Origin of the sequence: Streptomyces sp. NPDC059142 (assembly GCF_042755665.1) — a bacterium.
Taxonomy (GTDB): domain Bacteria; phylum Actinomycetota; class Actinomycetes; order Streptomycetales; family Streptomycetaceae; genus Streptomyces.
Genome location: NZ_JBHZDA010000145.1, coordinates 1 through 10236, shown reverse-complemented (window position 1 = coordinate 10236; position 10236 = coordinate 1). Strand labels below are relative to the sequence as shown.

Genomic DNA, 10236 nt, shown 5'->3' with positions numbered 1-10236 from the left:
GACACGGACCAGGCCCGCTCCACCAGGCTGCCCCCTCCCCCGACCGGCCCATCTCCCTGTCCCCCCACGGGAAAGCCTATATTTACAAACTATTGACAGGACATATGGACATCGCGCATCGTACTCGCAACTAGAGCGCGCTAGTGGAGCGTGCCAGGTGCTGGAGGTCCCCACACATGGCAGTCCTGGACGTCCTGACCATGGGACGGGTCGGAGTCGACATCTATCCGTTGCAGACCGGCGTCGGACTCGCGGATGTCACCTCGTTCGGCAAGTACCTGGGCGGCAGCCCCACCAACGTCGCCGTCGCCGCCGCCCGTTACGGCCGGAACACGGCGGTGATCACCAAGACCGGCGACGATCCCTTCGGGCAGTACGTACGGCGCGCGCTCACCGAGTACGGCGTCGATCCCACGCATGTCGGGGTCTCCGGTGTCGCGCCGACCCCGGTGACGTTCTGCGAGATCTTCCCGCCGGACGACTTCCCGCTGTACTTCTACCGGCTGCCCCTCGCCCCGGACCTGGACATCCGCCCCGAGGAACTGGACCTCGGCGCCGTCGCGTCGGCCCGGATCTTCTGGATGTCCGGCACCGGGCTGAGCGCCGAGCCGAGCCGGTCCGCCACGCTCGCCGCCCTCCGCCACCGCGACCGGGTCGGCATCACCGTCTTCGACCTCGACTGGCGGCCGATGTTCTGGGAGGGCGCGTACGCGGGCGGCCGTGACGTCCCGCCGGACCGGATGAGGGCCGAGGCCCGTACGCACTACCGCGAGGCGCTGGCGCACGCCACCGTCGCGGTCGGCAACCGGGAGGAGTGCGAGGTGGCCACCGGCGAGAGCGAGCCGTACGCCGCCGCCCGGGCGCTGCTGGAGCTGGGGGTGACGACCGCCGTCGTCAAGCAGGGCCCCAAGGGCGTGCTGGCGATGGACCGGTCCGGCACCGCGGTCGAGGTGCCGCCCGCGCCCGTCGAGGTCGTCAACGGCCTCGGCGCGGGCGACGCGTTCGGCGGCGCGCTCTGCCACGGGCTGCTGGCCGGCTGGGAGCTGGACCGGACGGTGCGCTTCGCCAACGCCGCGGGCGCGATCGTCGCCGGTGAGCTGGCCTGCTCGGACGCCATGCCCGACGCGGCGGCGGTCGAGGCGAAGCTCGCGCAGAGCACCGGGGGCGCGCGGTCCACGACCGAGGAGGAGAGCAAGGGTGTCCAGGGAGTCCAGGGTGTCTGACCGGATCCGGCGGATCGTCGGGACACGGGTAACCAACCCCGGTGCCATAGCCGAGGCCGCCGCCCGGCGGGTCAGGGCCGCCTCGCCGCTCGGCGGGAACGGCCGGGCGATGATCATCGCGGCCGACCATCCCGCGCGCGGCGCCAACTCGGTCGGCTCCGACCCCACCGCGATGGCCGACCGCGGCCGGCTCCTGGACCGGATGTGCACCGCGCTGGAGCGCCCCGGGGTGACCGGGGTCCTCGCCACCGCCGACATCCTTGAGGACCTGCTGCTGCTCGGGGTGCTCGACGGCAAGAGCGTCTTCGGCTCCATGAACCGCGCGGGGCTGGCGGGTTCGGCCTTCGAGATCGACGACCGGTTCACCGGGTACGACGCGCAGACCATCGCCGCCATGCGGTTCGACGGCGGCAAGACGCTCACCCGGATCTGCCTGGACGACCCGGCCACGCCCTCCGTGCTGGAGCAGACGGCGCGGGCCGTGGACGAGCTGAACGACCGTGAACTGATCGCCATGATCGAGCCGTTCCTCTCCCGCTGGGTGGACGGGAGGATCCGTAACGACCTCTCCCCCGACGCGGTGATCAAGTCGATCACCATCGCGTCCGGGCTCGGCCGGCGCAGCGCCTACACCTGGCTGAAGCTGCCGGTCGTCGAGGAGATGGAGCGGGTCCTCGCCTCCTCCACCCTGCCCGTGCTGCTGCTCGGCGGCGAGGTCAAGGACGCCGAGGCGGCGTTCACCGCCTGGCGGAAGGCGCTCGCCCTGCCGACCGTGCAGGGCCTGATCGTCGGCCGGTCGCTGCTCTACCCCGCGGACGGCGATGTCGCCGGTGCCGTGGACCGCGCGGTGAGCCTGCTGTGAGGGACGACGCCCCCGCCGCACGGAGCGGCCCCGCCCCACGGGGCGCCCCGGCCGCCTGGAGCGCCCCGGCCGCCTGGGGCGCTCCCGCCGTACAGAACGCCCCTGCCGTGAGGACGACGAGGAGTCCGTGGTGAGTGACCCCACCCTGCATCTGCGCGCCGGTTCCACCGCCGAGCCACCGTTCACCACCGTCGTCACCCCCGAGTCGGCCGGCTGGGGCCACTCCGGGCTGCGCGTGGTCGAACTCGCCGCCGGTGAGCGGGTCTCCCTCGCCACCGGCGACAGCGAGTACCTGGTGCTGCCGCTCAGCGGGTCCTGTACGGTCGCCGCCGACGGCACGGCCCTGCTCCTCGCGGGCCGGGCCGGCGTCTTCGACGCGGTCACCGACTTCGCGTACCTCCCCCGCGACACCGACGCCGTGATCAGCAGCGAGCGCGGCGGCCGGTTCGCCCTCCCGTCGGCGCGCTGCGAGCGGCGGCTGACCGTACGGTACGGCCCCGCGAAGGACGTACCCGCCGAACTGCGCGGCGCCGGGAACTGCTCGCGCCAGGTCAACAACTACTGTCTGCCCGGCACGTTCGACGCGGACCAGCTCCTCGTCTGCGAAGTCCTCACCCCCGGCGGCAACTGGTCCTCGTACCCGCCCCACAAGCACGACGAGGCCCGGCGCGACGCGGAGGGCAACCCGGTCGAGAGCGAGCTGGAGGAGATCTACTACTTCGAGATCGCGCCGGGACCCGCCGGACCCGGCCTCGCCTACCAGCGGGTGTACGGGACGGCCGAGCGCCCCCTCGACGTCCTCGCCGAGGTCCGCGACGGGGACACCGTGCTGATCCCGCACGGCTGGCACGGCCCCTCGATCGCCGCCCCCGGCTACGACCTCTACTACCTCAACGTCATGGCGGGCCCCGGCCAGGACCGCGCCTGGCTGATCTGCGACGACCCGGCCCACGGCTGGGTCCGCGCCACCTGGAGCGACCGGCCCACCGATCCCCGGCTGCCGTTCGGCACCGGCACCCCGAAGGAGCTGTGATGGCGACGGAGACCGTACGGCTCACCACCGCGCAGGCGCTCGTACGGTTCCTCGCGCACCAGTACAGCGAGCGCGACGGCCGGGAACAGCGGCTGATCCCGGGCGTCTGGGGCATCTTCGGGCACGGCAACGTGGCGGGGCTCGGACAGGCGCTGCTCCAGGCGGACCGTACCGGCGAGGCGGACCTCCCCTACCACCTGGCCCGCAACGAGCAGGGCATGGTGCACGCCGCCGTGGCCTTCGCGAAGATGCGCGACCGGCTCTCCGCGTACGCCTGCACCGCGTCCACCGGTCCCGGCTCCACCAACATGATCACGGGCGCGGCGCTGGCCACCACCAACCGGCTGCCGGTGCTGCTGCTGCCCAGCGACATGTTCGCCACCCGCGCCGCCGACCCGGTGCTCCAGCAGTTGGAGGACACCCGGGGCGGCGACGTCACCGTCAACGACGCCTTCCGCCCGGTCTCCAAGTACTTCGACCGGATCAGCCGGCCCGAACAGCTCGTCCCCGCCGCGCTCGCCGCGATGCGGGTGCTCACCGACCCGGTGGAGACCGGCGCGGTGACGCTCTGTCTGCCGCAGGACGTGCAGGCCGAGGCGTACGACTGGCCGGTGGCGTTCTTCCGCCGCCGCGTCTGGCACATCGGCCGGCCCGTGCCGGAGCCCGCCGCGCTGAGCCGCGTCGCCGACGTGCTGCGCACCGCGCGCAGGCCGCTGCTCGTCGCGGGCGGCGGGGTGGTGTACTCGGGCGCCGAGGCCGCGCTGCGCCACTTCGCGGAGGCCACCGGCATCCCGGTCGCGGACACCCACGCCGGCAAGGGCGCGCTGCCCTGGGACCATCCGAGCGCGGTCGGCGGCCTCGGCTCGACCGGTACGGCGGCGGCCAACGCGCTGGCCGCCGAGGCGGACGTCGTCATCGGTGTCGGCACGCGCTACAGCGACTTCACCACCGCGAGCCACACCGTGTTCGGCGACCCCGACGTGCACTTCGTCAACCTGAACGTGGCCCGGCTCGACGCGGTGAAGCACTCCGCCGAGCCGCTGGTCGCGGACGCCCGGCTCGGGCTCCAGGCGCTGGAGCGGGAGCTGGACGGCTGGCAGGCCGACGACGCCCACCGGCAGCGGGCGCTGGAGCTGGCGGCCGAGTGGCGGCGTACCGCCGAGGGATGCTTCTCCGCCGGCCATGGGCCGCTGCCCGCGCAGACCGAGATCCTGGGCGCGCTGCGCCGGTCGCTCGACGACCGGGACGTCGTGATCAACGCGGCGGGCTCGATGCCCGGCGACCTCCAGATGCTGTGGCGCTCGCGCGATCCGAAGGCGTACCACGTCGAGTACGCGTACTCCTGCATGGGGTACGAGGTGGCCGCCGGGCTCGGCGCGAAGATGGCCGATCCGAGCCGCGAGGTCGTCGTCCTGGTCGGGGACGGCTCGTATCTGATGATGGCCCAGGAGATCGTCACCATGGTCTCCGAGCGGATCAAGGTCATCATCGTGATCGTCCAGAACCACGGCTTCGCCTCGATCGGCGCGCTGTCGGAGTCGCTGGGTTCGCAGCGCTTCGGTACCCGCTACCGCTACCGGGACGCGGAGAGCGGGCAGCTCGACGGCGAGGTCCTCCCCGTCGATCTGGCCGCCAACGCCGCCTCGCTCGGCGCCGATGTGCTCCCCGCCGCGACGGTCGAGGAGTTCGTCCGGGCGATGGCCGGGGCACGGGCCTCGGAGCGGACGACGGTCGTGCACGTGGAGACGGATCCGTACGGGCCGAACCCGCCCGGCAGCGCCTGGTGGGACGTCCCGGTCGGCGAGGTCTCCGAGCTGGAGTCGACGCGGCGGGCGTACGGGACCTACCGCGACGCCAAGCGCTCCCAGCGCCACTACCTCTGACGCGGGGGCCGTCTCCCCTCCTCCCCCTGAACCCGCCGACGTCCTCTGATCCGAAAGGGCAACACCCCCATGACTGTGCGCATCGGTGTCATCGGCACCGGAATGATCGGCCAGGACCACATCCGCCGGCTCACCCAGGTGATCACCGGCACCCGGGTCACGGCGGTCTTCGACATCGACACCGCGCGGGCCGAGGAGGTCGCCGCGTCCGTCGGCGCCCGCGCCCTGGCCACCGGGCGCGAGGTCGTCGACGCGCCCGACGTGGACGCCGTCGTCGTCACCTCGTGGGGCCCGACCCACGCGGAGCACGTGCTCCGCGCCATCGACGCCGGCAAGCCGGTCTTCTGCGAGAAGCCGCTCGCCACGGAGGCCGAGGACTGTCTGCGGATCATCGACGCGGAGACCGCCCACGGCTCCCGGCTCGTCCAGGTCGGCTTCATGCGCCGGTACGACGCCGGCTACCGCGAGATGAAGAAGGTCGTCGAGTCGGGCGCCATCGGCACCCCGCTGATGGTGCACTGCGCGCACCGCAACGCGACGGCCCCCGCCTCCTACACCTCCGCGATGGCCGCGCAGGACACCGCCGTCCACGAGATCGACGTCCTGCGCTGGCTGCTGGACGACGAGATCCGCTCCGTACAGGTGGTGACACCGCGCAGGACCGGCAAGCGGCACGCGCACCTCCAGGACCCGCAGATCATGCTCTTCGAGACCGCCGAAGGGGTCAGGATCGATCTGGAGGTCTTCGTCAACTGCCAGTACGGCTACGACATCCAGTGCGAGACCGTCGGCGAGGAGGGCGTGGTGCGCCTCCCCGATCCCGCCGCCGTCTCGGTACGGCGTGCGGGGCAACTCTCCACCGGGATCCTCCAGGACTGGCAGGGCCGCTTCGAGAGCGCCTTCGACACCGAGTTCCGCGAGTGGGCCGCGTCCGTCGCGGCGGGCACCGAGCCCACCGGCCCCTCGGCGTGGGACGGCTACGCGGCCACCGTCATCACCGGCGCGCTCGTCGAGGCGCTGGAGTCCGGCGGGATCGTACGGGTCGACGCGCTGGAGAAGCGGCCCGCCTTCTACGGAGGGGACACGCGCTGAGGATCGCCCGCGCCCCGGAGGCCCACCCCGCACACCTTCCACCTCCCCGGCGCGGAGCCGGGCGCGGACATCGCGCGGATGCTGCGGTACACGGGCGCGTTCACGCGGGAACGCGTCACGAAGGAACGCGTCACGAAGGAACGCGTCACGAAGGAACTGGTCCGCCGAGCTCCGGGGGCCGCTCGCGCGTCCCCCGCCGCTCCGGCGCGTACCGGAGCAGCAGGGTCGCGGCGTCGTCGTGCAGCGGCCCCGCCACATGGCGTACGAGATCCCTGCGCAGCGCCTCCAGCGCGGTCGCGGGGTCGGGGTGGGCGAGGAGCCGCGCGCGCTCGCCGAGCGGGTAGAACGTCCCGGCCGCGTCCCGCGCCTCCGTCACCCCGTCGGTGTAGAGCAGGAGTTGGTCGCCGGGGGCGAACTCCGCCCGGAAGGGCCGGGGGCCCTCGGTGCCGTGCGCCTCCAGGCCGAGGGGCAGCGCGTACTGGTCGGGCTCGGGGAACTCCACCGCGCCGTCCGCGCGCACCAGCATGGGCGGGGGATGCCCGTAGTTGAGGAAGACGGCGCCGCCGTCCCCGCCGAACTCCGCGATCAGCGCGGTGACGAACTTCTCGCCGTCCAGCTCCCGGCTCATGGCCCGCTCCACCCGGGCGCCGACCCTGGTCAGTTCGGGCTCGTCGTGCGCCGCCTCGCGGAACGCCCCGAGGACGACCGCGACGGTCTCCACCGCTTCGAGCCCCTTGCCCTGGACGTCGCCGACGATGACGCGGACGCGGTCCTCCCCGACGGCCACCTCGTACAGATCGCCCCCGATCCGGGCCTCCGCCACGGCCGAGGTGTACGAGACGGCGGCGCGCAGCGGCCCCGCCGTGGGCGGTACGGGGCGGAGAAGGGCGCGCTGGGCCACCTCCGCGATCGAACGGACGCTGGCGAGTTCGGCCTCGCGGCGCTGGCGCATCACGACCGCGACGAGGCTCGCGGCCGTCGCACCCGCGACCGAGCCGAGCGCGGTGTAGCCGCGGCGGCTCTGCACCAGCCCGTCGTACAGCCCGAGTGTGAGACAGCACACGAGGGCGAGGGCGCCGATGAAGGCGGTACGCCGCCAGCCGCCGACGAGTCCGGCGAAGGCGGGGCCGAGCGAGAAGAGCGGCAGGAAGCCGACCCTGGGCCCGGCGATCAGCTCCACCAGGGCGACCACGGCGAGCGCGGCGAACGGCAGAACGCCCAGGACAACGGGGGTGGAGAGGTCACCGCCCGTGGCGGGGTGCCCGGTCGGCGGGGAGGTACGCGCGCCGGTGCGCGGGCCGGCCTTCGCACCGCGTCCGCGCCCCCGCCCTGTGGCCGGTCCGGCAGCGGGGGCCGCGCCGGGGCCGGTGTCAGGACGCGCGCCGGACCCTGTGCGGGACCGGCCTTCCGATCGGTCCTCCCGCAGCATGTCCGCTCCCGCCTCGCCCATGTTTAGACTATGCAAAGGTTCTGTTGTCAAAGCATCGTGAAAGCTCCATGAACGTCCCGTCGTTATCGAATCGACGCCGTCATCCGGCCTCTCCGGTGCCAGGAGGTGCAGGGCTGTGACCCGACCGTCCCCGCCGCCGCGCGCGAGTCCCTCCAGCGGATGGCGTCGGAGACTGGCCGCGCTGCCGATCCTCCTCTACCGCGCGGGCCTCGGGCCGCTGTTCGGCCGGCGGACGCTGCTGCTGATCCACACGGGACGGGTCCCGGGGCTGTCGCGGCAGGATGTGATCGGGGTCGTGGAGCAGGACGCGGCGCCCCGGAGCTGGACCGTCGCCTCCGGCTCGCCCGCGTCGGCGCACTGGTACCGGAATCTGCGGCACACCCCCCAGGTCACCATCCAGACCGGCCGCCGCTACCACGCCGTCACGGCCCACTTCGTCCCTCCGGAGGAGTGCGGTCTGATCATGGAGCGGTACGCGCGGACCCGCCCCCGCGCGGCGCGGGCGCTCTGCTCGTCGCTGGGCCTGGCCCCGGAGGCCGACGGCGACCGGGGGTACCGGGGGGCGGGCGAGCGGATCGCCTTCGTACGGCTGGAGGAGTCCCGGCCGTCGTTCCCCCGCCCCGCGTCCGCCCCGGACCGGGAACCCCCGGCTTGAACCGGGGCGGGCTCCCCCACGTACTACCTCCTCAAGACAGGTTGTCGCCGGACTCCGTACTTCCCGGGCCCCGTGCGCACACCGTTCGACGCACTTGAGGGACCGGAGGAACGATCCATGCGCTCCAGGCACCGCCCGGCGATGCTCATGGCCTGCCTGCTCGCCTTGCTGGCGATCAGCGCCACCGCCTGCTCCGCACCCGCCGGGAGCGCGGGGCCCGGGTCCGGGGCCACCGTGGGGGTCGGCCCGGCCGGGGCCGCCGGCTCCGACGCGCCGGAGGGCTGGCGCGAGGGCGGCTGGCGCGACTGGGACGCGGCGGACTGGGCGCGGGAGGCCGCCGCGTTCATCAACCCGGTCATCGAGGGGCTGTGGATTCCGGGCCGGATGCGCCAGGGCACCAGCGCGGACCAGCCGGTGGACGGGGAGTTCGAGGACGCGGGCGTCTCCGACCCGGAGCCCGAGCCCGTCCCGGCGCGGCCGGCGCCCGTCTCGTACCGCGACAACGCCCCGATGGTCGGCAAGCTCTTCTTCGACACCCCCGAGGGCCCCTCGGTCTGCTCCGCGACGGTGGTGACGGACCCGGCGAACCCCGGTGCCTCGAACCTGGTGTGGACGGCCGGGCACTGTGTGCACGCGGGGGCGAAGGGCGGCTGGTTCCGCAACATCGTCTTCGTCCCGTCGTACAACGACGAGGGGCTGGAGGGGGCGGCCCTGGCGGGGGTGCGCAAGAGCCGGCTCTCGCCGTTCGGGATCTGGTGGGCGGACTGGGCGCAGACCTCACCGCAGTGGATCTCCGAGGGGACCCCGTCGGGCGGCAAGGGTTCGCCGTTCGACTTCGCCGTGCTCCATGTGAAGAAGCCGGCGGGGAGCGGCTTCACCTCGCTGGAGGAGACGGTCGGCGGCGCCTCGCGCGTCATGTTCGACGCGCCGTCGCCGACGAAGATCGCGGGGATGGGCGTCTGGGGGTATCCGGCGGCGGAGCCCTTCGACGGTGAGCGGATGTTCATCTGCCGGGGCCGCCCCGGCCGGCTCTCGGTCAGGGACGACCAGCCGCCGCTGTACCGGATCGGCTGCACGATGACGGGGGGCTCCTCCGGCGGCGGCTGGTTCATCGAGGACGCGAAGGGGCTGCCCGCGCTGGTGAGCAACACGTCGATCGGCCCGACGGCGCAGACCTGGCTGGCGGGGCCGCACCTCGGCGCCGGGGCCAAGGCGGTCTACGAGGCCGTCAGCGACAAGTTCGCCTGAGCGGGGGGCGGCTCGGGGGGCCGCAGGGGGCACCGGAGGTACGGGAGGTGCGCGGCCGGTGCGCGCGGCGGGCAGACTCACGGTGTCGCCGGGGCTCCGGCGTCTCCCGTACGGATACGAAAGCGAGATCCGAAGGTGCCGCACATCATCGTCGAGTACACCCCGAACCTGGCCGAGGAGCTGGACGTCGACACCCTGCTCGACGCCCTGCACGAGACCGCCCGCACGCTGGAGGTCTTCCCCCGCTGGGGCACCCGGACCCTCGCCATGCCGGCGACCGCCGCGCGGGTCGGGGACCGTCCGGAGGCCGGGCCGGAGAACGGCCATGTGCAGATCAGGCTGACCATCGCGCCCGGCAGGCCCGAGGAGGTCAGGAGCCGGATAGCGGACGAGCTGTTCGCGACGGCGGAGAAGCATCTGGAGCCGATCGCCGCCCGCCGTCCGGTCGGGTTCCAGCTCACCCTCACCGAGTTCGACCCCACGGTGACCCGGACCGGTGGCAGCATCGCCGGCTCCCCGACCCACCGGCCGCCGCTGGACGCGTAGCCGCGGGCGGCCGTCGCGGGCGGCCCGTCGCGGGCGGCCGTCGCGGGCGGTCCGTCGCCGGGCGGTCCGTCGCCGGGCGGCCGGTGGACCGGGACTCCGTGGCCGGGCGGCCCGCGCCCGTGCCGCGCCTCCGTCTCGCGCTCCCCCCCCCCGCCCCCCCCCCCCCCGGGGGGGGGGCGGGGGGGGGCCCGCGCCACGGCGAGACGGATTTTGAGGGAGAGCGGCGCGCCCGGGGGCTGGCCCG

9 protein-coding genes are annotated in these 10236 nt (G+C 73.8%); 8 read left to right on the top strand and 1 reads right to left on the bottom strand.

The genetic code is table 11. From position 1 onward, the window contains the following. Positions 1 to 176 precede the first annotated feature (176 nt). The 5 genes from iolC to ACFXPK_RS31005 all read left to right on the top strand — a co-directional run bounded on the left by iolC (position 177) and on the right by ACFXPK_RS31005 (position 6093). Positions 177 to 1223: a 5-dehydro-2-deoxygluconokinase gene (iolC, locus tag ACFXPK_RS31025; protein WP_385080455.1), complete on the top strand. Its 1047-nt coding sequence runs from the start codon at positions 177 to 179 to the stop codon at positions 1221 to 1223. After that, positions 1216 to 2085, top strand: coding sequence for an aldolase (locus tag ACFXPK_RS31020; protein ID WP_385005243.1), 870 nt, complete (start codon positions 1216 to 1218; stop codon positions 2083 to 2085). Before iolC ends, ACFXPK_RS31020 begins: the two co-directional genes overlap by 8 nt. Positions 2086 to 2212: 127 nt before the next feature. Next, a complete protein-coding gene (iolB, locus tag ACFXPK_RS31015; RefSeq protein WP_385005241.1) occupies positions 2213 to 3118 on the top strand; it encodes a 5-deoxy-glucuronate isomerase in 906 nt (301 codons plus the stop codon). Then, entirely contained in the window at positions 3118 to 5001 is a 1884-nt protein-coding gene (gene iolD, locus ACFXPK_RS31010) for a 3D-(3,5/4)-trihydroxycyclohexane-1,2-dione acylhydrolase (decyclizing) (RefSeq protein ID WP_385080453.1), read from the top strand. The genes iolB and iolD overlap by 1 nt, the downstream gene beginning before the upstream one ends. A gap of 69 nt (positions 5002 to 5070) precedes the next feature. Beyond that, positions 5071 to 6093 carry a Gfo/Idh/MocA family protein gene (locus ACFXPK_RS31005; protein WP_385080451.1) on the top strand — a complete coding sequence of 341 codons (1023 nt, stop codon included), beginning with the start codon at positions 5071 to 5073 and terminating at the stop codon, positions 6091 to 6093. A 145-nt stretch (positions 6094 to 6238) separates the two neighbouring features. Here ACFXPK_RS31005 and ACFXPK_RS31000 read toward each other — a convergent pair whose 3' ends face one another. Next, entirely contained in the window at positions 6239 to 7543 is a 1305-nt protein-coding gene (locus tag ACFXPK_RS31000) for a PP2C family protein-serine/threonine phosphatase (protein ID WP_385080449.1), read from the bottom strand. A 115-nt stretch (positions 7544 to 7658) separates the two neighbouring features. On the opposite strand from ACFXPK_RS31000, the gene ACFXPK_RS30995 reads away from it, so the two are divergent. From ACFXPK_RS30995 to ACFXPK_RS30985, 3 genes are all read left to right on the top strand, one after another. Then, positions 7659 to 8198 carry a nitroreductase family deazaflavin-dependent oxidoreductase gene (locus ACFXPK_RS30995; RefSeq protein ID WP_385080448.1) on the top strand — a complete coding sequence of 180 codons (540 nt, stop codon included), beginning with the start codon at positions 7659 to 7661 and terminating at the stop codon, positions 8196 to 8198. Positions 8199 to 8315: 117 nt separating this feature from the next. Then, positions 8316 to 9446 (top strand): trypsin-like serine peptidase, encoded by a 1131-nt coding sequence (locus ACFXPK_RS30990; RefSeq protein ID WP_385005231.1) that lies wholly within the window; start codon positions 8316 to 8318, stop codon positions 9444 to 9446. A 135-nt stretch (positions 9447 to 9581) separates the two neighbouring features. Next, a complete protein-coding gene (locus tag ACFXPK_RS30985; RefSeq protein WP_385080446.1) occupies positions 9582 to 9992 on the top strand; it encodes a hypothetical protein in 411 nt (136 codons plus the stop codon). Positions 9993 to 10236: the final 244 nt, after the last annotated feature.